Source organism: Aureisphaera sp., from assembly GCF_059726885.1.
Genome location: NZ_AP041051.1, coordinates 3,391,185 through 3,417,360 on the forward strand (window position 1 = coordinate 3,391,185; position 26,176 = coordinate 3,417,360).

Annotated in this window: 21 protein-coding genes; 5 read left to right on the plus strand and 16 right to left on the minus strand. The window is 39.7% G+C overall.

The features are described from left to right. Positions 1 to 111: 111 nt before the first annotated feature. A complete protein-coding gene (locus tag AC6JAD_RS15275; protein ID WP_461303219.1) occupies positions 112 to 2,919 on the plus strand; it encodes a TonB-dependent receptor in 2,808 nt (935 codons plus the stop codon). 306 nt (positions 2,920 to 3,225) lie between these two features. Here AC6JAD_RS15275 and AC6JAD_RS15280 read toward each other — a convergent pair whose 3' ends face one another. The 14 genes from AC6JAD_RS15280 to AC6JAD_RS15345 form a co-directional block, all read right to left on the minus strand. Next, positions 3,226 to 4,047, minus strand: a complete 822-nt coding sequence (locus AC6JAD_RS15280; RefSeq protein ID WP_461303220.1) for a GNAT family N-acetyltransferase — start codon at positions 4,045 to 4,047, stop codon at positions 3,226 to 3,228. Between the two features lie 171 nt (positions 4,048 to 4,218). Next, a complete protein-coding gene (locus AC6JAD_RS15285) occupies positions 4,219 to 5,649 on the minus strand; it encodes a metallophosphoesterase family protein (protein WP_461303221.1) in 1,431 nt (476 codons plus the stop codon). A gap of 120 nt (positions 5,650 to 5,769) precedes the next feature. Next, positions 5,770 to 6,876, minus strand: coding sequence for a nuclear transport factor 2 family protein (locus AC6JAD_RS15290; protein ID WP_461303222.1), 1,107 nt, complete (start codon positions 6,874 to 6,876; stop codon positions 5,770 to 5,772). A gap of 103 nt (positions 6,877 to 6,979) precedes the next feature. After that, positions 6,980 to 8,014 (minus strand): helix-turn-helix domain-containing protein, encoded by a 1,035-nt coding sequence (locus AC6JAD_RS15295; protein WP_461303223.1) that lies wholly within the window; start codon positions 8,012 to 8,014, stop codon positions 6,980 to 6,982. 67 nt (positions 8,015 to 8,081) lie between these two features. Further along, positions 8,082 to 10,160 carry a flavin monoamine oxidase family protein gene (locus AC6JAD_RS15300; protein WP_461303224.1) on the minus strand — a complete coding sequence of 693 codons (2,079 nt, stop codon included), beginning with the start codon at positions 10,158 to 10,160 and terminating at the stop codon, positions 8,082 to 8,084. Positions 10,161 to 10,277: 117 nt separating this feature from the next. Continuing rightward, positions 10,278 to 11,945 carry a patatin-like phospholipase family protein gene (locus AC6JAD_RS15305; RefSeq protein ID WP_461303225.1) on the minus strand — a complete coding sequence of 556 codons (1,668 nt, stop codon included), beginning with the start codon at positions 11,943 to 11,945 and terminating at the stop codon, positions 10,278 to 10,280. Between the two features lie 495 nt (positions 11,946 to 12,440). Next, positions 12,441 to 14,090 (minus strand): tetratricopeptide repeat protein, encoded by a 1,650-nt coding sequence (locus tag AC6JAD_RS15310; protein WP_461303226.1) that lies wholly within the window; start codon positions 14,088 to 14,090, stop codon positions 12,441 to 12,443. Positions 14,091 to 14,183: 93 nt separating this feature from the next. Then, positions 14,184 to 15,944: a tetratricopeptide repeat protein gene (locus tag AC6JAD_RS15315; protein ID WP_497865691.1), complete on the minus strand. Its 1,761-nt coding sequence runs from the start codon at positions 15,942 to 15,944 to the stop codon at positions 14,184 to 14,186. A 543-nt stretch (positions 15,945 to 16,487) separates the two neighbouring features. After that, a complete protein-coding gene (locus AC6JAD_RS15320) occupies positions 16,488 to 17,330 on the minus strand; it encodes a DUF4097 family beta strand repeat-containing protein (RefSeq protein ID WP_461303228.1) in 843 nt (280 codons plus the stop codon). A gap of 3 nt (positions 17,331 to 17,333) precedes the next feature. After that, positions 17,334 to 18,194, minus strand: coding sequence for a DUF4097 family beta strand repeat-containing protein (locus AC6JAD_RS15325; RefSeq protein WP_461303229.1), 861 nt, complete (start codon positions 18,192 to 18,194; stop codon positions 17,334 to 17,336). Between the two features lie 66 nt (positions 18,195 to 18,260). Continuing rightward, complete coding sequence (locus AC6JAD_RS15330) at positions 18,261 to 19,067, minus strand: hypothetical protein (RefSeq protein ID WP_461303230.1); 807 nt, start codon at positions 19,065 to 19,067, stop codon at positions 18,261 to 18,263. 3 nt (positions 19,068 to 19,070) lie between these two features. Beyond that, the gene (locus AC6JAD_RS15335; RefSeq protein ID WP_461303231.1) at positions 19,071 to 19,625 is read right to left on the minus strand and encodes an RNA polymerase sigma factor; all 555 of its coding nucleotides are present in this window, start codon (positions 19,623 to 19,625) and stop codon (positions 19,071 to 19,073) included. Between the two features lie 109 nt (positions 19,626 to 19,734). Then, positions 19,735 to 20,955, minus strand: coding sequence for a serine hydrolase domain-containing protein (locus tag AC6JAD_RS15340; RefSeq protein WP_461303232.1), 1,221 nt, complete (start codon positions 20,953 to 20,955; stop codon positions 19,735 to 19,737). Between the two features lie 110 nt (positions 20,956 to 21,065). Continuing rightward, positions 21,066 to 22,727 carry a T9SS type A sorting domain-containing protein gene (locus tag AC6JAD_RS15345; RefSeq protein WP_461303233.1) on the minus strand — a complete coding sequence of 554 codons (1,662 nt, stop codon included), beginning with the start codon at positions 22,725 to 22,727 and terminating at the stop codon, positions 21,066 to 21,068. A 176-nt stretch (positions 22,728 to 22,903) separates the two neighbouring features. On the opposite strand from AC6JAD_RS15345, the gene AC6JAD_RS15350 reads away from it, so the two are divergent. From AC6JAD_RS15350 to AC6JAD_RS15365, 4 genes are all read left to right on the plus strand, one after another. Beyond that, positions 22,904 to 23,626 (plus strand): hypothetical protein, encoded by a 723-nt coding sequence (locus AC6JAD_RS15350; protein WP_461303234.1) that lies wholly within the window; start codon positions 22,904 to 22,906, stop codon positions 23,624 to 23,626. Positions 23,627 to 23,740: 114 nt separating this feature from the next. Beyond that, the gene (locus tag AC6JAD_RS15355) at positions 23,741 to 24,298 is read left to right on the plus strand and encodes an ExbD/TolR family protein (RefSeq protein WP_461303235.1); all 558 of its coding nucleotides are present in this window, start codon (positions 23,741 to 23,743) and stop codon (positions 24,296 to 24,298) included. 84 nt (positions 24,299 to 24,382) lie between these two features. Continuing rightward, entirely contained in the window at positions 24,383 to 24,811 is a 429-nt protein-coding gene (locus AC6JAD_RS15360; RefSeq protein WP_461303236.1) for an SRPBCC family protein, read from the plus strand. Further along, positions 24,801 to 25,127 (plus strand): ArsR/SmtB family transcription factor, encoded by a 327-nt coding sequence (locus tag AC6JAD_RS15365; RefSeq protein WP_461303237.1) that lies wholly within the window; start codon positions 24,801 to 24,803, stop codon positions 25,125 to 25,127. The genes AC6JAD_RS15360 and AC6JAD_RS15365 overlap by 11 nt, the downstream gene beginning before the upstream one ends. Here the strand turns inward: AC6JAD_RS15365 and AC6JAD_RS15370 are convergent. Further along, positions 25,124 to 25,780, minus strand: a complete 657-nt coding sequence (locus tag AC6JAD_RS15370; RefSeq protein WP_461303238.1) for a hypothetical protein — start codon at positions 25,778 to 25,780, stop codon at positions 25,124 to 25,126. The genes AC6JAD_RS15365 and AC6JAD_RS15370 overlap by 4 nt on opposite strands. A 49-nt stretch (positions 25,781 to 25,829) precedes the next feature. Beyond that, positions 25,830 to 26,003, minus strand: coding sequence for an adenylosuccinate synthetase (locus tag AC6JAD_RS15375; RefSeq protein ID WP_461303239.1), 174 nt, complete (start codon positions 26,001 to 26,003; stop codon positions 25,830 to 25,832). Positions 26,004 to 26,176: the final 173 nt, after the last annotated feature.

A 26,176-nucleotide genomic window follows, 5' to 3' on the forward strand; every position in this document is an offset into this window, starting at 1 on the left:
AATGAATGTTAGATGTAATTGAAGTGTGTCTTCTGAACAGATGCTTTACTAAAAGCAGAATTTAAACTATTTAACTAAATACTTACTAATCAACCCGTAAAACTTGATGTCATGAAAAAACTCCTCTTTTTTCTGTTCTTGGTTGCAGTGGGCACTACCCATGCACAAACCACGGTAACCGGAACTATTACTAGTCAAGATAACGAACCTATCCTCGGGGCTAATGTCATTGTAAAAGGTACTTACATTGGAACAGCCACCGACCTAAATGGAAACTTCACCCTGAATGTTGAGAACGCCCCACCGTTCACTATTCAAATAAGTAGCATTGGCTACGAAAATGCTGAAGTTGAAATCAATCAAAACAACCAGGATGTAACCGTTTCCCTGAACGAAGGTAGTGAGCTCGATCAGGTAGTAATATCAGCATCCAGAACCCCAGAGAGTATATTCGAATCGCCAGTAACCGTCGAGCGATTCGGCTTACAGGAGATACGGAATACAGCCTCTGCCGAATTCTATGATGGACTCGAAAATCTAAAGGGAGTCGATATTAACACCAATAGCTTAACGTTTAAATCGGTAAACACAAGGGGGTTTGCCACCTTCGCCAATAATAGGTTTTCCCAATTGGTAGACGGTATGGATAACTCTAACGCAGCCCTTAATTTCCCACTGGGGAATCTTCTGGGAATGGTGGAGACCGATGTGCAAAGTGTTGAAATACTGCCAGGTGCAGCTTCTGCCCTATATGGGGCGAATGCGTTTAATGGTATTTTATTTATGACCAGTAAAAGCCCATTCGATCATACCGGGCTTAGTCTTTCCATTAAACGAGGAATTACCTCGCAGGAAGCAGCCGGAAATAACGATTATACGGATATAGGCATTCGTGCAGCTCATAAGTTCAGTGAAAAATTTGCAGCCAAAGTCAATTTCGGACTTTTGGTGGGTACCGATTGGTTTGCGACTAACGAAGAGGATAAACTTCAAAGGGGCATCGATAGAAGTGCTACAGATTATGATGGTATAAATGTATATGGTGATGAAGTAAGTATCAATATAAGAGGTGTTGCAGAAACCTTGGTAGCCATAGGACAACTTCCCGCTGGGACCGAGGCATTGGTTCCTTCTGTCGATGTAAGTAGAACCGGATATAATGAAAGGGAACTAACCGATTATGATGCAGAAAGTGTAAAAGCGGACTGGGGTCTTTATTTCAGACCTTGGGAAGATGATTTCGAATTTGTGTACCAAGGAAAAGTTGGAACTGGTAAAACCATTTACCAAGGTGCCAATAGATACAGAATTGACAATTTCTTTCAACAGCAACATAAATTGGAATTCAGGAATAACAACTTCTTCCTTCGTGGATATGTAGTTGCCGATAAAGCAGGAGATTCGTATGATATGGTATTCACTGGAATAAATGTGAACCGTGCATGGAAGGATGACCAAACTTGGTTCGGACAGTATGTGGGTGGTTTTGTACAAGGAACATTGGCAGGCTTATCGCCTGAGGAGGCACATGCCTTAGGCCGTCAAACCGCCGACACAGGGCGTTTTGAACCAGGTACTGCCGAGTTCAACAGTGCTTTTAATAGTAGTATTAGTAACCCCGATCTTTCCGTTGGGTCCAAATTTCAAGATGAATCTAGGTACTACCATGCCGATGCCAATTACAATTTCAGTCATTTATGGGATGTTGCCGAAGTACAGGTGGGTGGATCGTACAGACAATACCGTTTAAATTCCTTCGGGACGATCTATACAGATTCTGACGGACCAATTAATTATTCAGAATATGGTCTGTATACACAAATTCAGAAGAAACTTCCACTATCGGATCAAGTTGAAGTAAAATTAACAGGGTCTGTGCGCTATGATAAATCTGAATTGCTGGATGGGTTTTTCTCACCAAGGATCGCAGCTGGTTTTACCATTGCTGACAATCACAACATACGTGCTTCCTTCCAGACAGGATTCAGAAACCCAACAACCCAGGATTTATTCATTGGGCTAGATGTAGGACGTGCAGTACTTGTAGGAAGTGCAGATGGCAATCCAGAAATGGATGTTCGTAATTATGCTTTGAGTGCCGTGGGACAAGCCATCACTGGAGTACCACAAATACAAAAAGATGGTACTGGCGCCTATAACAACTCATTCTCAGCGTCATCGGTTGGGGCATTTGCTGCCACAGCGGATCCTACACAACTTGTGGTAGCTAATCCAGAAGCAGTAAAACCAGAGCAGGTTGCTTCTATTGAATTGGGCTATCGCGGAAAATTGTTCGATAATAAATTACTGGTAGACCTAAGTGGATACTATAACGCCTATACTGACTTCATTACTAATGAAACGGTAGTTTCTACGTTTTATGGGGATGTAGGCCTTACGCAGGCATTGCCTGATGGAACCCCATTGGCAATTGCAGCCATAGCCAATGGCGACTTCGAGGCGTACCAAACTTATACGAATATTGATGAGGACGTGAATTCCTATGGAGGTTCTTTGGGCTTGACGTTGCGTGTTGCCGATAAATTGGATCTCTCCGGAAATTATACATATGCGAAATTGGATTTTGATCGTGATTCGAATCCAGATTTCCTAACGCTTTTCAATACACCAGAGCATAAAGTGAAAGCTTCGATCGGTAGTTCGGATTTATTCGAAAACTTCGGGTTTAATGTAGCTTGGCGTTGGAGTGACACCTACTTATGGGAAGCCACCTTTGGAACGGGACAAGTACCTGCCTTCCATGTATTGGATGCACAGGTGAACTACCGTGTACCAAAATTTTTGAAATCCACTTTTAAAGTTGGGGCTACCAATCTATTACAGGATGAATATGCCACTGCTTTTGGAACTGGACTCATTGGCGCTATGTACTATGTTTCTTGGACCATAAACAATTAAAAGACAATCCTAGATAATCAAAGCCCTCATGGATTTGACCATGAGGGCTTTTTATTTTTCGCGTATTATAATCCTACTTTTAAAATTTCACTCGCCGGACTGGTATTTCTGATTCATTCAGAACGTTTTTTATTGAAATCGGTTTGAGTAATGATCATGCAAAAACCAAAAAATGAAGACATAAATTCTTTTTCCTTTTCGTAAGGGAAGCAATTGGCTTCGCTTATCTATTGCTTTATTAAATGTAGTGGTTTTTCCGCAGACCACATGAAGTGATCGTCGAAATTAGACATCTAAAGGGCTAAATTATATAGCCATCTCCATTTCATACTGATTAACCGTGTTTTTTAATTGAATATGTTTTAAGTATTCTATTTTTGAAGTCAAACGCTCGTCAACATTATTTATCCTTACGGATGTAGAGATACTTTGAATGGCTGCAAAGAGACTATCCCAATGTTCCTTTGAATCTTCGTATATATTAAACTGAGCGATATATCCCCGAGTTGGATCTATTATAAAATAAGCTATCTCCTTTTCTAGGTGCAGTACAACGTAATAATCGAAAGATCCAGCAGATAACGTCGCAATGTGATTGTCCCAAGAATAATCCTGTTGGCTTAGCTCTTCCCAGTTAAAATGTGAGGCTTGGACTTTTCTCAACTCAATCGGTGGTACTTGTGTTTCTATGCTAAAAGTTCCCGAATAACACTTGTATTGTTTTGTAATAGCAAAGCCCGCATTTTGATAGGACTTTACTGCCTTTGTGTTTTCGGTAATTACTTCTAGGGAACAACGTGTGATTCCTTTGTCTTTCAATTTAGGAAGGCCATAAACATAGAGTTGTTGGACAATTCTTTTCCCACGATACTCTGGAAGAACGCCAGTTCCTGTATTAAAAGCAATTTTCTCCCCATTCCGTTCGTCGATGGCATGAATCATAAAACCAACCAATTGATCTTCATCAAACATTCCGAAGGAATCCTCATAACTCACCTTTGCCCTTTTCCAACGTTGTTTATAAAATTCAGCATCCGAAGGCATAGGAACGAAATAGTTCGCAAATGCCTTATTGAAACATTCTATTAATTGATAAAACGGTACACTTTCAAGATTCCTAATAATCATATCGTCAATCTATAAAACTAATCAAAAATATGCTACCAATGTACTTAGATGTAGGGTGTTGGTTGTAGTACTTCAGGAAGTCGAATAGATTACATCCCTAATTTGTAACAAAGGACCCAAGGGAAAAGGTATCCCCTGGGTCCAAAAATGAAGTCTTCAACAACATTAGAATTATGAACTCCACTTTTTTGTAACCACAAGTCCGTTGTCATAAGCTACCTCATAAAAAGTCTCGGTGATATCGCTTTGATTAATTTCAACAATCGCAAAACCGTTCAGTACCCTTAATTTCTGTACCTCTGTGGTAGGATTGGGCATGGCGGTTTTTCCATAATACAATACTTCAGGGTTGGTTCCTGTGACTAAATCAGATAAAAAAGAACCATTTCCATAAGGAATGGAAGCATGTCCACAGCAGCGCATTCTTGGCTTGTTTCCATTCTTTGCGGTTTTTCCACCATACATTGTCAAGTCCTCATTGTATACAATTCCATTGTGCACATGTCCCCAATACCATACATCGGGAACATTGGGTGCTGTGGCCCCAATCACTTGATTCCATAACGTACTGTTGGGCTTGGGACCATCCTTGGCTACATCGATTCCATTGTGATGGGTACACAACAAGACTTGTTTGCCTGAATTATAGGCCTTGGTTAAATACTCCAGTTGTTCCTGACCTCCATGTTTCGTGGCTATAATTCCATCCATATATAAAGGGCTTTCATCATAATAAGCAGAATCCAGACCAACAATGATCCAATCACCAACCTCGAAAGAGAAGTACGTACTGCCATTTTGATGTGTAAAACGGGAATCCTTGAGCGTAGTACCCATTAGTCCGTTGGCTCCATCGTACATTTCATGATTACTGTTCATGGTATATATCTTGCCTTTGTACTTTTCTGGGAGCCTTTCCAAAAGATTTTGGATCTCTTCCTTTTTGGTTCCGGCATAATACACATCCCCTAAATGGATAATATAGTCGGGATCTTGGGCTATAACACCTTCAATGACCAATTGGGAAGGGCATTTGGGTGTATGACCATCTGTCCAAAGACCAGTGCCCCAATCACCAATGATGGCAATCTTGGCAGAAGGCGGAATTAAATCGACTGGAGTATTGTTCAATTCTGCCGATTGGGATACAAAAGGATGTATTTTGAAAGGTAAAAGCTTGTAGTAATAGTAATACACCAACACCAAAGTCCATTTTATATCTAATTGACAGTATTTGGAGATGGCATAAATAGTACCATCGCCTGCAACCCAACCAGCAAGGTTCCATTCCGTAAATTGTTGGGTAGTAATCTGTGATCCTGGCATTTTGAATACGGTACGCAATAGCTTGGTTAAATGCCCTTTGTCTACAAGATCATTTAGAAGATATAGCGCAAACATGTTTTCCAGTCCATGATGATAATCTTCCTTGTATTCCCCATCCACAAAATAATTTTCACATGTTACCAGATAGTCCCAGAAGGTATCTGCCACTTCTTTGGTATCCAACAGATGGGCTTTTTCTTGATACGCCGTTTCCATTTTCTGATTAACATCCTTTAAGGTTTCCAGTGCATCCGATTCAAAATTGTATGTATCCATAATATCTATTTTTATGCCTATAAAGTATTTAATATCAAATAGATGTGGAATACGTATTTATACGTGTTTTTAAATGAAAACCACCCCAAAAGGAGCCGTCCAATTATATTTCGTTAGTAATTATTTGGTTTCCAAAAGCTGAATGATGGCTTCTGCCACAGGAATGGATGACAGCCAATTTTGTCCCGTAACCAATCGCCCATCTATTTCTACATGCGGTGTGTTTCGTGGGGAATATTTGAAATTTCCTCCCCTACTTTCGATCGTTTGTGTAATTTTAAAGGGAAAGGTCTTATAATACTCCCTCTCCTTGTGCTCGTAGGCATCTGGATACCCACTTATGCGCTTTCCATTGACCAAGTAGTTTCCTTTTGCTGTTTTAAGGTTTACTATGCCCGCCGTACCATGGCAAACCGAAGACACAATACCGTCGTGTTTTTCATAAATATCCATGGCAATTTGTTGTATTGCCTCATTTTCCGGAACCCCGAACATAGCACTTCCCCCTCCAATAAATTGAACAGCCTTGTATTGAGCTACATTCACTTCTTGTGGGGAAAGGGTATGTTTAATGGCATACATGAAATCGGGGTTATATAATAGTCGTTTGCTCGTATCGTCGGAGGTATCAACATAGGCAATGGGAATAGCCCCTCCCTCGGGACTCACAAAGTCTACATGATAGCCAGCTTTTACAAAGGTTTCATAAGCCTTGACCATTTCATAAAAACTGTTTCCTGTTTTTAGTTCCGAATTGCCATAATGCTGGGCATTGGACACAACAAAAAGAATATGATCGCCATGTTTTGGCGAGTCCTCCCGTGTGGCAGTTTTCGATATGATTTTCCATGTATTGTTTTCCATTTTCTTCAACAGGAAAAGATCAATAAACCGCCAATTTCGTTGTGGAATAAGAATTTCGACCTTTGCGGTTGCTATTTCGTTTGAAATATCTATAGATAGAATTTTGGCTTTCCTTCCATTAAAAACCCCTGCTTCCCCCTTAAACCAACTTACATACTCAGTGGCCGTAAGTGTTTTGAATTCATCACGAACAGTTAGGTATAATGTTGCATTATCTGAAAAGGCACTGAGTAATTGCTCCTTCTGATTATAGGAACTGCCCTCCATATAATCCTGTAGGGTATTAGTAATCGATTCCCTTGCCGATTGTGCAACGATGGAAAGGGAAATACAAACAAAGAATAATGTGATTTTAATTTTCATTTTGATGAACGTTTTTAAAAGTTTTGGTAAACTTCTAAAAGTGATCTCAAAATGGATTCATAATTTATAATCCAAAGCTCCAGAATTATAATTTTGGAGTATTCTATTGCTTGAATTCTGAAGGTGTCATCCCAGTAATCCTTTTGAAGGTGCTATAAAATGAGGACTTAGAGGAAAAACCTGCTTCAAATCCAATTGCCTCCAACGTATAGCGATTTTCTTGTTGCATAAGTTGCTTGGCCTTTTGAACCCGGTATTCGTTGATGTATTGATTGAAACTTTTCCCAATATTATCATTCAATAATTGCGACAATTTATGTGGTGAGATTTGAACTTCCTCTGCCACATCCTTGAGTTTGATATCAGGATGTGTGAAGAGTTCCTTTTGCTTCATCGCTTCTTCCAATTGTCCTATGATTGTATTGGCTTCTGAGATATCAATCTTTTTCGAGCCATATTTTGTCGGAGGATCTTGAAATAGAATGGATCTGTTCTTCTTCAATAGGAGAAAAAAGAGGGTTCCATACAAGGCTACAGAAAATGTAATGGCGCCCGTAATATACCAACGGAACCTTCCGATGTTATAGGCAATGAAAATGAGAAGATTACTCACAAGTATGGTCAGCAGCCAAAGCTCCTGTGTGGTAAATGTCTGCCTCCTTTTAAACACTTTCACTATAGAGCTGCGAAGCATGTACCCTGAAAGCAGTAAATACACACCCCAAACAAAGTAAATAAAGCGGGCGGAGTAGCTTCTCCATAGTTCTGGATATTCCTCGTAAGGGTAGATTATTCCCACTGTCACGATAAAACCTACTAAAATTCCAATATGCAATTTCCATGAAAAAGGAACCTTTTTGGTGCTTTCCAATTGTGACTTTATATAATAATAGAGCATGACCCCAATTAAAAAACAGGCGGAAAGCCCAATTTGCAGGTACAATAGAACTCGATCTTGGTTAAAAACCATATATACCGATTTTCCAATACGAATACTCAACATAAGTACAAGCAGACCGAGGAAGTAATTGGATAGGCGGTTCTTCTTTCTGAAAAACAGCAAATAAATACTCAATAGGAAGCCATTGAATACCCCTAGGGCACTAAAGAAAAAAAGGATGGAGGAATCGATATCCATAGTTGCCCAAAGATATCAATTTCTACCATCCAAAAGACTCAAAATGGGGTATTCGATTCAGACAAAATTATACTATATCTGAGGAAACATCTGGAGCCATTAACGCTCCCCAAGTGCCTTTCATCTGATCAATTTTATCATCTGCCCCCATTTGCTCTAAGATATTTAACACGGCATTGTATGCAGAATCCAAGGCTCCAACAATCCAGCCGTGATGTACCGAAACACATTCACCGGCAAAATTTAAGCAGCCATTAAATTCGGGGGTTAATAAGGTCGGATATAGATTTTTAAACTGTCCAGGGCCAAAGAGAGCGAAGGCTCCACCTCCAGCATGCTTATCCCAGAACCATGTTTTTGTCGTAGTTTCAGGATCGTATCCTGCGAACTCTTCATATACATTTACCTCCGGATATATGTAAGCGATCCCTTTTAAGCACTCATATACTCTCTCTTTATCCGAAAGTGCCCCCATGCGCTCAGCATCTTGAGCCCAACAATAAATTTGAAGTACCCCGCCCTTGGCCTCATACCCATATGAGGGATAAACGATCTGACGGTTTGGACGGTCCGATGCAGCTACGCCTAAGCCTTTGTGCTGTCTGTTCCCCAATGTGGCCCAAAATTGCGATTTAAAGGTGATAAACGCTTTAAAAGATGGCATATAATTGCTTTCCCTTATGGCCCTTGCTTTTGAGAATGACAGCTTGTCGAAGAAATTTGCCTTGAGCTGCCCATTTAGGTAATTTCCATTGGGCAAGGTGGTAATGGCATATGGATATTGTTTTACTGCCAAGCCTTCGCCATAAGGTCTTTGAATGGTTAGGCTCATCCCACCGTGTCCATCGAACAGATTTTCATCATAGTCTACCTTAGTCACTCGATGTTGCATAAACACCCGTTGTTTTGGCTTACTTGGTTTGCCGGGAGCCGGCTTCTTAGCATCGGCTTTAGGCACTGTTGAAGGAGGTTGGGCATCCTTGGTTAAATTGGGAGGCGAATATCCATACTCATTATTCAATCCCTTCTCCATACCTATCTCAACCTGTGCCCACTTTCCATCTTCCATGCGTACACCGTGTTCTAAATTAAGTACCGACCTACAGGCATCTGGAAAATGCTGCATTCCATGATCAATAGTAACCATATACACATTAGGATCGGATTTATCGTAGGAATTTTTACTCCCGCTCCAATCATATACCGCTATGACCATTTCCACAAAAGAAACAGAATACATGCCGGTTCCCACATTTAGGGTTTCCAAATAACTAGCCACATTATACGGAAGGTTCTCAGACTTCTCACCCATGGCAGGATCATAATATTCGTCAAGATCCCCCAGCGTAAATACATTGGTAAGGTATCCCCACATGGAATAATGGTCATACTCCATGAGCATTTTAAATCCCTCTGAAAAAGATTCGTCTATCTTTTTAAGGAAAGGCTCATTCACCTTATCCAACACCATATTGATGGGTAAATAGGGATCTCCTTTCTTTGGTGTAACCTCGGTGACCCATACCATATCCAAATCGCCACCTTCGTTTATACCAAAGTTTAATGAGTTTAAGGAGGCATCGGCAGCCGTAATGGGTGCCGGCATATTATTGTAACGAAGTCGCTGCACGTCCGAATTATAGTAGAACTTCCTCCATCGTACCATTTTATCCTGTAGTCCGTTGTATTCCAGTACTGAATTTACAGCCAATGTTAAATGTTGTACCGGAAGCATATCCGTTGAAAATTGTGGGATTCTCATACCTCCTACTTCACCGTAAAGACCTGCTTTATCCACATGGGTAGGATCGTATTCGGTAGAATACCAAGTATCGATTCGACCGCCCACTCTTTCAGAGGCTTCAAATACTTCACATTCAATCCCCAATGATTGTAAAATAAGCCCGGAGTACAGCCCTGCAAAACCACCACCGATAATACCTACCGTTGGTTGATCTATTTCTTTGGCAACAAAGGCCTTTTTTCGAATGGTCCTCTGACGTTTTAATTCCTTACTATGCTTTTCCCCATAGGTATCAAGTATGTATTTTGAAAATGCCTTTTTTACGGATCCTTGGAGTTTGGATTCTTTTTTTCTGGTTTCTGAACTCTTTTGGGTACCAGGTTTAAATGAAAGATAGCTCATATTGATTCTTTTTTAGAGTGGATTTGTATAATGGACATTGTAAAACAAACATACCTACTCATTCCAAAGGTTACTATAAGTATATATACCTAAATTAGGGGTGGCTATGCCATAAAATCAAGGATTGACATGGTTCAGGGGTTGTTCATTGAACTTTTTCCAATCGGCTCTTAAAACGTTTTCAAGTTCTTGTAACTCGCTTGAATCATATCCCTGGGATCGAATATCTGTAACATAATCCAGCAGGTTATAACATGTCGTGAATTGGCCACAGGCAATAAGGGAATCCATCCGGTTTGCTTCCTTATCCTTCTCATCCCACCACAACGTTGTGGGTGTTTGGGAGGCAATAAGTGCGGTTTTGGTCAATTCCTTGCTAGGCGTAGGTGTAATTTTCTTGTTGAATGAATTATTCCCATAGGGAGTTTTCTCGCCATTTAATTGATAGACAGTAGAGGTAATCCTTTTATTATCGAAGTTTTCTTCATTGTACAACACATTATAATTAAGCCTTCTAATTTGTTTCAGAAACACATCATTAATCATTTTAGCCCCAGATGTCAGACGTTCGGTCAACATTCTTTTTATCAGTCCTATTTCCAGGTTTTGAAAACTAATTACATCGTTCAACAATACTTCTGGAACATTTCCTTTCACCATAGATTCTAACCAATCGCTTCCCTCCTTTTTTACTGAAGCTAATATGGCTCCCAAGACAATAAGAACAATTCCCATTCCCGTTAGAATTCCTCCGGTAACATAAGGCCAAACATATTCTTGATCGCTAAATACCTGTCCGGCATTTAACAGCATAAGGAGTACTCCTGCTAGCAGTAATATCCAATAAATTGGTTTTACCTTTAGATAGCCCAAGAGGCTTCGGAAGGTCGTCCTAAGTGATTTCCTGTTACGAATTGGGGTTTTATCCTCAGACCAAGGCACCATTTTATAACTTGCCACGTCATTTACGATAAGCAAGTTAAATTTATTGTTCATTGCTTTACGCCTTGTAATGTTGAGCATGCTTTCAATACCTTGGTTATCGGCAATCCCCCCATCCATGATCCCAATCCCATCTTCGAAATATTCTTCTTTCTTGAGTGCCTTGAAAGCCTCTGTAGATTGATCGGAAAAATAGTCGTTGGGAAAAATAAGGGGTTCAAACCCTAAAGGAAAACATGAGGAGGAGGCGACAATATCCCCTAGTTGTATTGAATACTTTAAAGCTTCTGAATTTGGACTGCGCAGGGGACTATTACCAAATATCCCCGAGTTTTGAAATCTAAAAGGAAGCCCAAAAGAAAACTCTGTACTATTGAAACAGACCTCCTTTAATTGAGTGTTGTTTGTATTTTTGTACACATCGAACCCTCCCTTAAAAATATCCATTTCGGCATAGGTCAGGGCAAACGCATTTATTATACTTTGCTTTTTATAAGCAAATTTTACCCAGGTGCTTTGATCCTCTAACTTCTTCATTGCGTCGCTTAGTAAGGTATCGGTATCTGGTTTGAACTGATTGTAAAATTCCCTGTAAAAAGTTTTGAAATCATACTCTGGGGAACATACCGCCCTGGAATATGCCACCGCCAAAAGGGTGCCCCCACTTACTGAGCTTACAGCAAGTGTTCTATCCAATAGGGAACTCCCCTTAAATTGAATACGTTCCAAATAAGATACTACCCCAAGTGAAAAGAAAGTAGCGCGATACCCTCCCCCACTAAAACATAATCCAATACCCTCGAAAGGATCTAATTTTGATTCTTCGGTCGATTGTTCTTTCATGATGTTAACATATGGTTAGTCAAATTTCAAGGGGAGACGATAAAATTAAGAAGAAATGAGTAGCGCACAAGTTAATTGTGCAATGAATTATACGTTAAGAATGTTGCATTTATCATATGCCGTTAAAAGGTATATATCTGCATTTCAACGATTTTCATTAAAATCATGTACTGCTTAACAAGAAATTTCGTACATTTAAGTAACGCTTCAAGTCACCATCTACCTATCTTACCAACTACGGGTATTGCCCAGAATTTTACCTTTTATTGATTTTAAAAAGTCTTGAGCTTCTTAGCGCTTGGTAATTAGATTTATTAACCTCTAAAACCTTTGCGTATGAAGAAATTTTTACAATTTTGGAAAGAAAAATGTAAGGAATGGAACATTAAATTGGTGGAGTATGCTAAAGCAAGCAGCTACGCCATCCATCGTTAGCCATCGTTCCACAGTATATTTTTCTTTAATCCCCCACCTGTACGGCGGGGGATTCTATTTTTAATGTCCCTTTTCAATGCGTTGAAGCATCTTACTTGCATTTTTTCCTGTTGGGCCTTCTGGATCCATAGCCAAGGCCTTTTCATACAGTTCCTTCGCTTTATTCGTATCCCCTGCCTTTAAATACCCTTCGGCTAGGCTATCCCATGCATTGGCAGAATCTGGAAACAATTGCGTAATGAAACTAAATACTGCTAGGGCATCTGGGAATTGCCCTCGTCCTAAAAGATTGTAACCGGTTTTATTTAATTCACCTTCAAAATCGAAAAAGCGATATGCCGGATCCTTTACCATGCGGGAAGCCTCTTTCTGAAGTTTTTCCTGTTCCCCGGCCATATATAAATCGGTCATATACTGCATTGGGTCCAACACAAAATTGCTATCTGAAAAGTTCAAACAAGTATCCAATATTGGATCCTGATTGGTTTTGTATTGGTCAAAACTCATATCTACAGCAATATGAGGAGCAAGCCACGGTCCATTCTCCCATTGCGGTTTATCCTGCCACCACGCAAAAGAAAGATATACGGGTAGCTTGGTATTGGGTAGCTCTACAAGCCTATTATCCCCGTAAAAATTAATGTTCTCACCTGTCGGTTCTCCAATAAATATGGCATTGGTATAATTATCCAGTTCATTTACCAAATTCTGGCATGCCGAGAATGTCCTTCGTCCCAGGATGACATATAGGTTTCCAACCGTGTTTATCTTTTTTGATTCAATGATTTTTGTAACTAAAGCCTTATTCTTATAATTATTTCCCCCTCCGTTCAGTCGTACATCCAGAATAAGTCGTTCCACTTCATTCTTTTCAATGAAATCGAATACGCGTTCGTAAAAAACCGGAATAGGTTCTTCATCTTCATCTTGAATCTGGCTATGACGCACATAGACGGTTTTCTTTTCCGGAAGATGTTCAAAATAATAGATCTTATCTAAATTCTTTAAGTATAAAGGGGTTTTGCTTTGATCCCGAACATCTAGCCAATCATTCTTTTGCTGCACAAAACCATAAGAAGTGGGCAGGTTTTTACCCGCAGGCATGGCCTCCATAGATAGTGTAAAAGTGGCACCGTCCTTTTCGAAAGTTATGGGTACGCTGTTCGAAAATTCCGAAATAACTCCCTGAGCGTGTAATACCTGTGGACTGATCAGGTATAGAAATCCGTAGGCCTTAAAGAATTGTTCATTCTCTACTGGCACAACAGGATATACGGCCTCTAAGGCTTGTTCTATGGGCATATTTCCTATTGCCACAACCTTAGCTCCCAAACCTTTTTCATAGTCTTTATGAATGCCCTGCGCATAGACTCCATCGGAGAACTGATACATATTTATGGGCAATTGGTTAAACGGTAATGGATTGTTCCGGAATCCCAAACGTGTATGGCCATATTTGAAAAGCCCAATGATCTTGGCGAAACCTACATTGATTTCATGCGCTTCCAAATCGGGTATTTTATTGTAGAAGTTGTCTACGGCCGTATCGAATTCTTCCTGGGTCACTTTTTTGAAAAGAAAAGGATAGTCTTTATGAACAGTTTGTTGAAGGAATTTAAGGTCTTCTTGCCATTGTGAGGCAGTAAATGAACTTTGGGCAGTTGCATGCAATGTCATACAACCCACTAGAAGGAGGAATAGTTTTTTCATGATTTTGATTGATTGATGATCTTATATAAGATCGAAATCCCCCTTGTTTGTTACACTTTTCTGTCTTAAAGTTTCTTAATAAAACCTTTTACTTTATAAAGAAGACAAGAATGTAACCAGATCCTCCTCCTTTTCCAGTTTCAGTTTTTTCTTAAGCCTGTACTTAGACTTTAAAACACTGTCTGGTAATACGTTGAGCATAGAAGCTATTTCCTTAGTTGAAAGATTCATGCGAAGAAAGGACGCCAAACGTATTTCCTTTTCAGTAATTTCCTCATAGATCTGTTTCAGTTTTAGATCGAAGTTGTTGTGAACCTCAGAAAAGTAACTTTTAAACACCTCCCAATCCTTGTCTTCGGCTTTTTCTTTTTTAAGCAGCATAATTAGCCTTCTGAATTCTACTTTGAAAAGCTCTGGGGTTTCTTTAATACGCTCTAAATTGTTTTTCAGTTCCTCAATAAAGGTATTCTTCTGCACCAAATGAAGTGTTTGTGAGGCCAATTCCTTCTTTTTGAATTCTATTTCCTGCTTGTAAATTGCCTCCTGCTTCTCCCTTGCAATTCTGTTTTTCTTAATACGCTGCTTAAAACCAAAATACAGTAAGCCGGCAATCGATAAAAAAGCGAACATACCGAACCCATATAAGGTTTTGGTTAGGTTAGAGACCTTTACCTCTTCGTTCAAGGTTTTAATCTCCTGTTGTTGAAGAGCTATCTCGGCTTCTTTTCGCTCAGTGGCATACTGCACTTCGAGTTCATTTACTTTGTCAATTTTTTCCTTTCTATAAAGGCTATCTGCTAAGTTTAATTGTGCAACCCTATAGCCGTACGCCTTCTTAAAATCCCCGAGATCCGCATAAATTCTTGCTACATCCCTATAGTTAATCTTTAAATGTGGCCCTTGCTTGATTTCCCTATTTATGGCGATACTTTTTTCGTAATAGTCCAGGGCTAATTTATCGTCCCCCTTTAAATGAGCTAATTTTGCCAAAGTAACCAAGCTTTTAGCTTCCAGACCAGGGTTTTTATATTCTTGGGTGAGTTGTAGTGATTGCAAAACATAGGATTCTGCCTGTGGCAGACTATCCCAAATCCTGTAGAGAGCACTAATATTTTGCAAAACACGAGCCTTTTTTATAGGAAATCCAGCGCTGTCGAAATACGCCAATGTTTTTTTATAATACGAAAGTGCTGCATCATAATTTTTTAGTTTCCTATGGTTCAGTCCAATGTTTCCCTGCACTTTGGCTAGATCTTCTTCAACACCCGTGTTCCTCAGATAAATTGCTTCTGCTTTGTTAAAATACTCATTGGACAATTCCACATTTTGTAAAACCCCATGTAAATTTCCCAAAGAGACATAGCTTTTTGCGATCTCAACTTCCCCTAAGTCCAATTCCTGCCTCAGTTTCAAAACCAATTGGATGGAATTCATGGCTTCTTCAAATTTTCCCATCTTGCGCTCAACATTCCCCAAATCATTAACGGTAAGCATTCTAGAAGTTTTATCTCCAAGGACTTCATAACCAGTAATTGCTTTTTTCAACCAAGTCTCGGACAAAGGAAAATTAGATATCCTTTTATAATAGAGCCCCTTGTATCTGGCTAGATCTGTTGCATTTTCTTCTGAATTTATTCGTTGGGTTAGTAATTCTATACTATCAAGGTGACGCTTTCCCTCGTTAGGCTCTTTTTCATAGGTTTGCAAAAACAAACTTTCATAGAGTGGAATCCTATCCATATCGTCTTTTGTATTTTCTAAAACGCCTAATAAACTATCAACTGTTTTAGTGCTTTGACTTACAGCCGTGATAAAAAATAATAACGAGAAACAAAGGGATAATATAATTTTCATAAGTGGGAGTTAGTTGTTCCCAAGATACTCAATTTGAAGGCCTTCTGAAACTCCGATCCATACAATTCCTGTTGCGAAAACTATATAATTGAACATAGTTTTACATGTAACTAATTGACAATCAAAATTATGCGACAACCATATTGAAAACAGGAAAAGCCACCTGTCCATACTTTGTCCATTCAAGATTTAGATCGCTGTATTCATGAATGGTGGTTTCAATTCACCAATGAACATTTTTTTGGCACGCTTGTTGAATTCCTATTAAACAACTAGACTATTTGGGAGTCAAATAGTAAAATCGAATTAATTGTTTAATCATTAAAATTCACCATTATGAAAAATCTAAAAGAATTTTGGAACAAGAAACTAAGCAAGTGGAATGAGAAATTGGTAGAATATGCTAAAGCCAGTAGTTATGCAATCCACAGATAATACGACGGAACCGTTTCGATGAAATCCCTCACAGAATAGATCTAGTGAGGGATTTTTTTATTCTGTAATACCCCTGAACAAATAATAACAATAGAACTGTTACCCTTTTCATTTATTCTCTCGTATGAGGATATCTCCATTCAATGTTTTGAAGACAATATCGGCACCTCCGCCATTAATGGTTCCTGACACGCCTTTCTCACGGCGAATACGGTACACTCCATTCTTCTTAGTGGTTTGCACATTACCGCCATTACCGTTTTTTACCATGTCAAAATCTGTATACACATTTCCGTTATCAGATCTAGCTAATACATTAGCTTTTAAGTTTTTAGGAAAGCTTACATCAACATCTCCATTAAGGCTACTAAACATCATGTTTGCCCCTTGATGAATGGAAGAAAAGCTCACTACGATATTTCGGTTTAAGGCATCTGCAATAACAGATCCTCCTACATTGTTCATGGTAATCTTCCCATTGGTATTACTTACCTCATGGGTTCCATTAACGCCTTCCACTAAAATATTCCCTTGATTCACAGTCTTCAGGTCCAAGGAAAAATTTCTTGGTACCTTCACCACAAAATCTATGACCCATTTACCGGGGGTATATTTTATGTATACCTTGTTCTCAACTTCTTCAACCGTAAAGGAAAGTGAATTATCTACGATTTTACGCATTCCATTCTTCATGTTTTCCTGTTCCTTATGGCTGCTTTTATTCCATCCTTTGCTCTTCTGGTCGCCAAAGGCCTCAACGACGACGTCTTCTCCATCATACCCTTGAACAGTAATATCTCCATCAATAATATTTACTACCAGTTTGCCTTCTTCCCCAGGATTGGATAATGGAATGGTAAAGGTTTCTTTTGTCTGTGCTCTCATTTGGCTACCCATGATCAATACAAGTAGGATACCCAATCGCTTTAGTGTGTTATAGTGTGTTTTCATGTTCTATCCTTTTATGGTAACATCGCCGTTCAATACATCAAAATCCATACGAATACCTCCAGATCCTATCTGAAATTCGGTATTCTTATTCATTTTATATTTGGTTCCTTTCCTCCCCTTTCCTTTCTCCATTTTCATAGCGGCATTAGAGGATCGGGTATCTAAATTGGTATAAATATCCCCATTTAGGCTCTTAAAGGACACATCTGCATTAAGACCGTTCTTTACATTGATATTGATATCACCATTTAACGACGCATATTTTGAGTCTTTGCTTGGGTTTTTGGAATAACTTATGTTAATGTCTTTATTTAAGGCATTGGCGTATGTTTTTCCGGAAATGTCCTCCAATGTAATGGCTCCATTAATATTGCTCACGCTAATATCGTTGGCCTCAACCCTTTGGGCAAAGATATCCCCTCTATTTATGGTACTAAGCTCCAGGTTAGTGTTCTTAGGAACCTTAACCGTTATGTCTAGCAGGTAGTCATACTTAATACCATTCCAAGGACCTCTGTGGTTAAAACGACCAGTTTCCAGATTGAATTCAGTATATGGCGAATCGTGATACACATAGATAATATTTCCACTTCTTTCCACCTTAATACCTATTTCTGATTTACCTTGTTCTAATTGCCTATTGTTGTTGCCTTTAATTGTTTTCTCGACAGAAATTGAGACTTCATTACTGTTGGTCCCTTCTACCCTAACTGGCCCGTTTATATTGTATACCACCAATAGGTTTTCTGAAGAATTACTAGGGAAACGCTCTTGTTTTGTAATGGTTTCTGTGTGTCGCTGCGCTTGCAATACACTTACAAATAGAAGGCATAAACCGATTGAAATAAATTTTAATGTTCTCATGATGTTCGTTTTTTGCTCATTTCGGCACATGGGTGCCATGATTGATTGATTGAATAATTGATTTGATTAAATGATTTCTTTTATAGATTCCTCCAATTTCATCTTTACTGCTTCGTTGATATCCGGTTTTTTGAGTAAAGTCTCCATGGAATTAATTGATTTTTGCTCCTTTAGTGTGACCATTAGTTCCGCTAGGGCTATCTGAACCAGTGGCGATTCCTGCTGTGTAATAGACATGACCAAACCTTCGCGCACTATAGGGTTTTCCACATACTTCGATAAGGAAGTAACCGCTGCCAAACGCACATTTACATTTGGATCGGTATTCAACATTTTGAATAGTGCCTCTATAACTTTGTCTGTTGCAGTGTCAAGCTTCTTTACTTCACTTAGCGCCTCTAATCGCTTGGATGCCGTTGGCTGATCTGCAAGGGAGATCACCAATTGTGTGCGCAATTCATTGGTTTCTTCCTCGGCTGCTTTTAGTTTTTCATTAGTGGTAATCAATGTTTCCCCATTTGTGCTTTCTTCCGTATTCCATTCTGTCCCAATAAAAAATCCGAGCACCAATACGACACTAGCCGCCACACCAAGGAACCAGGGGTTTAATCGGAACACCTTAGGCTGTGTTGTCGAATCCTTGGTTTCGGCCTTTGCCTGAGCATTGAGGTTTTCATAGAAAACAGCATCCATATTATTAGAAGGCTCGGACCAATTGTTGTCCAAAGCTTCTAAGAGCGGATCCCAATCGGACATTTCGATTTTCATTTCGGGATACTCCTCCAAATAGGAATCTATTTCGTTCCTCTGTGCATCAGAAAGTTGCCCTAATACATAATCTGGCCATAATTCGTGAAGTCTCTCTTTATCCATATCCTAATGTTTTTGAAGTTGCAGATACACCATCTTCAGTTCTTTCAGTGCCCTATGCGCCTTGGTCCTTGCAGCATCTTCACTGCACCCCATAATGGCCCCAACTTCTCTATACTTCAATTCCTTTAATTTACTTAGTACAATGACCTCCCTTTTTTCAAGTGAAAGCCTTCCTAAAGCTTCATGAAGGAGATTTTTCGATTCCTTCACCTCCAACTGTTCTTGTGCTCCTTTACCATTTTCAGTTTTATAAGCAATTCCATCCAAGTCTACCGTATTCATATGCTTTTTGTTTTTTCTGAAATGATCATGATTCACATTCCTTGCAATCTGAAACATCCATGTTACGAACTTACTTTCTTCCGTATAGGTATGCTTGTACTTTAAGATTCGCATAAACACATTCTGCACCAAGTCCTCCGAAAGTTCCGAGTCATGATTGGACTGGAAGAAGAAATTATAAACCCAAACTTTGTAACGCTCGTATAACAATCCCAAGCGATCTACTTCACCGCCCTTTACGGCCAGCATAAGCTTGTTGTCGGTTAGTGTATTCAAAAAGTTGGTTTTTTTGATGTTTCTGAAATAGTAAACTCACGTTTCAAAAAAACGTGACACAAAAAGGTAGTAATTTTTTAAAAAAGTATTGAAGTTAATTGAAAATCAACTATTTGAAGCTATAAAGTTCATTATGAATACTGTAAAATGCTTCATCTTGTTGTTCTTGTTGCACATCTAAATTACCAAACAGGATACGGCCGATCCCTTGATCTTTGAAGAAGTACATCATGGTAGCTATTCCGAAGTCATTACCGCCATGGCCAATGCAGCAGTCTTGGTCTAAATCCCATATGAGCCCTGTCTTCGAATCCAGTTCAGGATTGTAAACACCAAACATCTCTTTGTAGGAAGCTGCGCTTAATAGGGTTCCCTGACCGTCATAGCCTTGCATCATTTCCTGTAAAAAAAGTGTCAAATCTTCCACGGTAGAATATAAACCCCCATCTGGATATGTAATGATGTGGTATTCGGGTACAGCGTGATAACTATCATTGTAATAGGCAATATGATTTTCGACATCCACCTCATTACGGGACCATCCAGACCGCTTCATTTGCAATGGTTCCAGAATGTGTTTTCTCGTATATTCTCGATAATCGGTTCCCGTGGCCCGCTCTATTATGTGTGCCAATAATGCAGTACCGAAATTACTGTATTCATAATGAGTCCCCGGTGCGTGATTCAAAAAAATTTCTTCGGTATACCAAGCACCATCTTTCGAAAAAATAGCAGTGAGAAATTCGTCCATAGGCACATCCACGTTGGCATTGTATTTGGCAATAAAGGGATGCCATACCTCCCGCCAATTATCCTTTACCAGTTTCTTACTGAATATATTTCCTTTGCCTCCGTGCGGGTCATCTGTAATACCTGCCGTGTGTGTAGCCAAGTGTCGAACGGTAATCGCATTCTCTGGAAAATGGACATGTTGTATAGGAAATGGCAAAAATTGGCTGATAGGATCGTCCAGGGAAAGTTTGTTGTCCTGAACAGCTTTCATCAGGGCAACACCTATCATGGTTTTGCTTACGGAAGCTATCATCTGAACCGTTTGTGGATTGTAACGAAGCTGTTTTTCCATATTTGCATAGCCATATCCTTTTTGTAAAAACACAGTGTCTTTGCTGAAAATGCTGACGGCAAATCCCGGTAAAATGTCTTGATTGGCCTTTTGGGTTAATAGTATGTCCAAACTGTCCAGTTGTGCAGATCGTTCCTTGGTTAGGTGATACGTTTTGGTTTCTTTTGGATCCTTTTCACGGGAATTGTTTCCGCATCCTATTATTGAAAGAAGAACAAGGACGGAAGCAATTATTTTGATAGGCATGGACGGTGCGTTTAGGTAAAAGACTCTTCTTTCGATATAACGTTACACAAACGCCCGTCCCAATAATTGATATTATTAAGACGGGGCTTGGAAATAGTATATGGTCTTGACTATTCTACCACCAATTTGGCAACAGATTTCTGATTACCCGCAGTAATTTTAACAAAGTACAAGCCAGAATTAAGCTTCTCGATGCCGGAGGTGCTCCAATCAATGCGTTGTGGACCTGACACCACCTCATTCAACAAAGTATGAACCTTCTTGCCCAATACATCATAAAGGGCCACTTCCGTTTTCTTTTCTGATGAAATTTGAAAGGATATAGCAGTATTTTGATTCACTGGGTTCGGCGAAATAACCACATTAAAAGGATTTGCAGCTATATCCCCAACTCCCAACAACGCTGGCGTTATTCTGGTATAATATACATCCTGTCCTCCATTAATTGTATTACACCAAGCTACATGGGCATGGTTGTCGTCACTCTTCATATCGTAGTAATCACCCATTTTGCTCTGTTGGGGATAGCCTATGGTTGGATCGAAAGGTTCTGATATGGGCAAATTATACAACCACGTCTCCCCTTCGTCTTCAGAAAAGGCATAGTACAATACCGAATCGAAACCTCCATTGGCATCTCGGGTATCTAACCATACTACGTCGATACGGCCGTTCGGTGCTACAGACATAGTTCCGAACCAATTGTAATTACCTAAAGGATCTGTATTAATTCGAATGGGATCGGCAAAGGTTTGTCCACCATCGATACTTTTGGCAAACATCACATCTACAGGGTCGCCACCACCCGTAGGTATGACTGAAGCTAGCATGTACACATTGTCATTGTTTAGGTCAACATCTACCCAAACCTGTCCGGCCAACCCACTAGGGTTAATGGGCAAGCCCGCAGCTACGGGGCCATTAAGGTCCACTATATTGGCAAAATCCCAAGTAATATCTGCCGAAGCATCTTTCGCATTGGTCGATTTTACAAGAACAGTGGTGCTGCCGGTTCTACCTGAAATATATAGGTCGCCCGCTGCATCGACCGCCAAGGTCCCCCAAAAGGGATTTCCATCAATTGTGATACAATCTTCGAATGTGGTGCTTCCATCGGTAGAGCGCGTAAAATAACCTGGTCCGCAAGTCGTGAAGGAAGAGTTCCAATTGGAATAGTTGTGCCCTGCACCGATTCCACTTGTTCTGTCCAGTCGCATCCATTGCTTGTCACCACCAAATGCGGGAAAAGGACCGGTCCAAACCACGCCTCCATCCTCAATTTTATATACATCGCAGGCAAACGTGCCTTGTAGGCTATTGTAGTAGAAGTTTCCATTGGCATCGAAATCCAATACAGGGTCCGATCTAAAAACTCCAGGGTTTATGACTCCTGGAAAGGTAAAATTAGCCCCACCGTCTAAGGAGTATCCATAACCAGCCTGACGAAAATTACTGCTTATGGCATCGAATTGACGCCATCCTACAACGATTCGGTTATTATTGGTAGGGTCTACGGCCAAAGAAGGTTCATTTCCAGCATCACCAATAATATCATCACCATTGGAATCTACATTTACCTGTGTTGTGAAAAAGCTACTTCCCTCAACATTATAGGCTGGTTGTCTCGGCATCAATGACTTATCTACCGCTACATATGGGTCATCCGGGGTTTCATCGTGCATGGCACGCACTTCTTGCTCCGTTTGTCCATGCATGAATGGAACCATACAGATCAAAAAACAAATGAATAAAAAGGGTTGTTTAGTTTTCATGAGCATTTTTTGAATTGATTATCTTTTAAAGATACATGATTCCACACAACATTCATGAATTTCGAATCGTGGTTTATAAAATACGAGAGGTCCCAATAAATAGATTGGCACTATTTATGATTCCCAGCCATTGGCAAATAATTACTATATTGGAACCCATAAAAAAGCCCTGCAATATGAATAAGAACTTTTACCTCAGCTTAGCATTACTATTTTCCCTATTTACCTCTGTCGCCTTTGCGCAAGACTACAAGGTAGAAATTGAAGAAGAACGAAAGGCAAATCGTCTTTTCCTTTATGCTGTTAACAAAAACTTAGTGGATTTAGATGTTGCCATATCCGTTACAGGAACTGGTTTTCGTCAAAGAAAAGGAGTACCCCGCAAAACAAGGGTACCCGCTACCTCACGTGTCAACCTTTTAAGCCTTATTATTGAAAGAGGAAAGCAGCCAGTTTATGAATATGAATTGGATGTAACCGATAGTCTTTCCCGCCGTGTGATCAGAAAGGAGTTTAAACTGATTAAGATCGATCCCAAGAAAGCCATTACAATCTATCTTACGGAAAAGTGCCGTACTTGCGACACTATTATAAGTGGTTTGGAAAATAGCCCTTACAATTATCGAACCTATGACCTAGTTGAAAATGATAAAGTGAAAGAACAACTGGGTAAAGCCTTTATTGGAGCTTCCGTTCCTTTGGCTGATATGGAAAATCCTGTGGTAATGCTGGATGGTAAAATGTATATTCACATAGATTCCTATGATGCCTTAATGATGCGTGTAGAGGAAGAAGGTGATGTGAAGCCATTGCCTGCGAAGGAAACTGAAATTAAAGAATCAGAAGAAGGTGAAGATGAAGATGAAGACGACGAAAACAAGAAGCCCGAGCATAAATAAAGCCTATTTATTAAATCATATTGAACCGTCTCTTTATAAATGAAGAGGCGGTTTTTTTTATTCTATCGTGCTTTGGCATTTTTCTTGATTCCATAATTGCAAACCACTTCGATTATGAAAAATTCAAGACAAACGCCTAGTATCCATACAGGTAGCATGGCCGACATCGCCTTTCTACTGCTTATCTTTTTTTTAGTTACCAGTATTATTCCAAATGACGAAGGTATTCTTAGAACACTTCCGAAAAAATGTACGGATCCACCCTGCATTGCCAATATTGAAGAAAGGAATGTACTGCGGATAGAATTGAACAAGGAAGGCCAGCTACTTGCCAATAATGTGCTCATAGCTTTTTCTGATTTAAAAGAAACCTTGGTTAATTTTATTGATAACAATGGTGACGAGAGTTGTCGGTATTGCGAAGGGGAAAGCTTGGGTAACTCATCAGATAATCCTGCGAAAGCCATTATCTCGCTTCAAACCGATAGACAATCGAGGTATAAAGACTTTATATCGGTACAAGTAGAGCTGAATAAGGCATATTTCGAATTGCGTGAACATTATATATCCAAAACTTTTGAAGGAAAACAATTCTCCCAACTTACTAAGGAGGAAATTAAACAGGTTAGGGACGCCTACCCCCTGCTCATTTCGGAAGCAGAGCTAAAATAAGCAACCAAAAAGTTGCATATTAAAATTTCTTTTGTAATTTAGCAACCATATAGTTGCATAATTAATCCTTAAACAAACTAAGTCATGAAAGATGTCATTACAAAAGAAGTAGAATTCAAGCACCCCATTGATACCATATGGAAAGCCATTACACAAGCTGAGGAAATATCGACATGGTTTATACAAGCCGATTTCAAAGCAGAAAATGGATATAAATACACTTTTACCTCAAGTGAGGAAAATGGTTGCACTGCCATAACGGGTGAGGTAAAATCTGCTAATCCCTATACCTTGGTGTATACATGGGTAGTTGAGAATACCGATGTTGAAACCACGGTCTCTTGGCAGCTGGAAGCCACAGCCAATGGCACTATATTGCGTCTGGAGCACTCCGGCATTTCCAACTACGCAGGCGATACGGCTATTGCAATGTTCAATAGTTTTAATGGAGGTTGGGACAATTGTATCCAGTCTCTAGATGAATACGCAAAAAAAGCAATCCATGCAGGATAAAATCACACAGGTTCTAAAAGCTATAGCGGACCCAACACGGCGTGAGATATTTCATGCTGTGGTTGTGGCCGCTACGGCGCTTTCCATCTCGCAAATATCCGGACAGTTCCATATTTCGAGACAAGGCGTCACAAAACATATAAAGAACTTGGAAAACGCCGGGTTGATTCAAATTAATACATTGGGGCGTGAGAGGTATTGTTCTGCGAACCCAAAACCCTTGCAAGAGGTTCAGAAATGGCTACAGTTCTACGATACATTCTGGAATGATTCCCTGGAAAGTTTGGGCGATTACCTGGACAACAAGGAAGTCTAGTTATCTTCCTTAATCACCACAATGCTGGCCCTGCTACCTGTTAAGAGATTCCATTCCTTAGCGGAGATGATAAATCCATTGTCATCGTATACATGCAGTTCGGCTGTATTTGGGCCGGAACTCCCCTGATTAAGCGCTTCAAATTCAATTCGGTTCGTTCCAGGCTCTAAATTGAGTACGAAGCCAGAGAAACTACCCCCCAAAAAGACTTGGGATTGGACTATATCCTCGTTTACATAAACTCGTATGAGATCACCATCCACATACTCATGGTCCCTATACTTAATAGTCACAAAGGCCGCTCCGGTTTTCATATCCCCTAAAAATTGGTCTTGACCATATTGCGGTAGTGGTTCTTTATCCTTGGTAAAAGCCTTGGGTGCTTTTCCTTTATCATTCTCTAATAATCCATCGGTTTTGGACATGTCAAAGGGTTCAGGCTGTGTTGTTCCCAATGACATATTGGTTTTGGGATCCCGTTCGTCTTTTGGAAGTGTTAACCCACGTCTTTTACGCGCAGGAAGTTCTAAGCCACTGGGATCTTTTGCATTAGTATCCCCCACCTCAAATTGAACACTGTCCGTATTGGTGTCTAGCTGCGCATAGGCAGGACCCGCTACTGCGATAAGCAAGAGGACAAGTATGTATTTCATAAGTTCTGTATTCATTGTATTGGGACTATCAAAAATTAAACCAAATTCATCATGATTCACTTCCTTCTTGGTCTTTGATTGCAGATTTTCCTTTCCTTCTAACCCAGAAATAAATAGCCAGCATAACAAGCGGGATCACAATATAGACAACAATTTCCAAGGGACTTGTAAGATCTATTGGTGAATTGTTATCCGGATTCGGTACATCTGTAGGTATTTGCATGGCAACTTTTTTCTTTTTCTAACTCAATTTACGAAATTACTGTGATATCGAAAGTCTTAAATTAATTAACTTTCTTTTGCTTACATCTTGTTAATTAACAAAAAAATAGGGTTTCTTAACTTGTTTTTTTAACCATATTTCGGTTCTTGCACCCAACAAACCGTTAAAACTTA

Excerpts from the sequence above, each read along its gene's own strand:
- AC6JAD_RS15275 (WP_461303219.1), top strand. The coding sequence starts at position 112 with ATGAAAAAACTCCTCTTTTTTCTGTTCTTGGTTGCAGTGGGCACTACC.
- AC6JAD_RS15280 (WP_461303220.1), bottom strand. The coding sequence starts at position 4,047 with ATGATTATTAGGAATCTTGAAAGTGTACCGTTTTATCAATTAATAGAA.
- AC6JAD_RS15285 (WP_461303221.1), bottom strand. The coding sequence starts at position 5,649 with ATGGATACATACAATTTTGAATCGGATGCACTGGAAACCTTAAAGGAT.
- AC6JAD_RS15290 (WP_461303222.1), bottom strand. The coding sequence starts at position 6,876 with ATGAAAATTAAAATCACATTATTCTTTGTTTGTATTTCCCTTTCCATC.
- AC6JAD_RS15295 (WP_461303223.1), bottom strand. The coding sequence starts at position 8,014 with ATGGATATCGATTCCTCCATCCTTTTTTTCTTTAGTGCCCTAGGGGTA.
- AC6JAD_RS15300 (WP_461303224.1), bottom strand. The coding sequence starts at position 10,160 with ATGAGCTATCTTTCATTTAAACCTGGTACCCAAAAGAGTTCAGAAACC.
- AC6JAD_RS15305 (WP_461303225.1), bottom strand. The coding sequence starts at position 11,945 with ATGAAAGAACAATCGACCGAAGAATCAAAATTAGATCCTTTCGAGGGT.
- AC6JAD_RS15310 (WP_461303226.1), bottom strand. The coding sequence starts at position 14,090 with ATGAAAAAACTATTCCTCCTTCTAGTGGGTTGTATGACATTGCATGCA.
- AC6JAD_RS15315 (WP_497865691.1), bottom strand. The coding sequence starts at position 15,944 with ATGAAAATTATATTATCCCTTTGTTTCTCGTTATTATTTTTTATCACG.
- AC6JAD_RS15320 (WP_461303228.1), bottom strand. The coding sequence starts at position 17,330 with ATGAAAACACACTATAACACACTAAAGCGATTGGGTATCCTACTTGTA.
- AC6JAD_RS15325 (WP_461303229.1), bottom strand. The coding sequence starts at position 18,194 with ATGAGAACATTAAAATTTATTTCAATCGGTTTATGCCTTCTATTTGTA.
- AC6JAD_RS15330 (WP_461303230.1), bottom strand. The coding sequence starts at position 19,067 with ATGGATAAAGAGAGACTTCACGAATTATGGCCAGATTATGTATTAGGG.
- AC6JAD_RS15340 (WP_461303232.1), bottom strand. The coding sequence starts at position 20,955 with ATGCCTATCAAAATAATTGCTTCCGTCCTTGTTCTTCTTTCAATAATA.
- AC6JAD_RS15345 (WP_461303233.1), bottom strand. The coding sequence starts at position 22,727 with ATGAAAACTAAACAACCCTTTTTATTCATTTGTTTTTTGATCTGTATG.
- AC6JAD_RS15350 (WP_461303234.1), top strand. The coding sequence starts at position 22,904 with ATGAATAAGAACTTTTACCTCAGCTTAGCATTACTATTTTCCCTATTT.
- AC6JAD_RS15355 (WP_461303235.1), top strand. The coding sequence starts at position 23,741 with ATGAAAAATTCAAGACAAACGCCTAGTATCCATACAGGTAGCATGGCC.
- AC6JAD_RS15360 (WP_461303236.1), top strand. The coding sequence starts at position 24,383 with ATGAAAGATGTCATTACAAAAGAAGTAGAATTCAAGCACCCCATTGAT.
- AC6JAD_RS15365 (WP_461303237.1), top strand. The coding sequence starts at position 24,801 with ATGCAGGATAAAATCACACAGGTTCTAAAAGCTATAGCGGACCCAACA.
- AC6JAD_RS15370 (WP_461303238.1), bottom strand. The coding sequence starts at position 25,780 with ATGAAATACATACTTGTCCTCTTGCTTATCGCAGTAGCGGGTCCTGCC.
- AC6JAD_RS15375 (WP_461303239.1), bottom strand. The coding sequence starts at position 26,003 with ATGCAAATACCTACAGATGTACCGAATCCGGATAACAATTCACCAATA.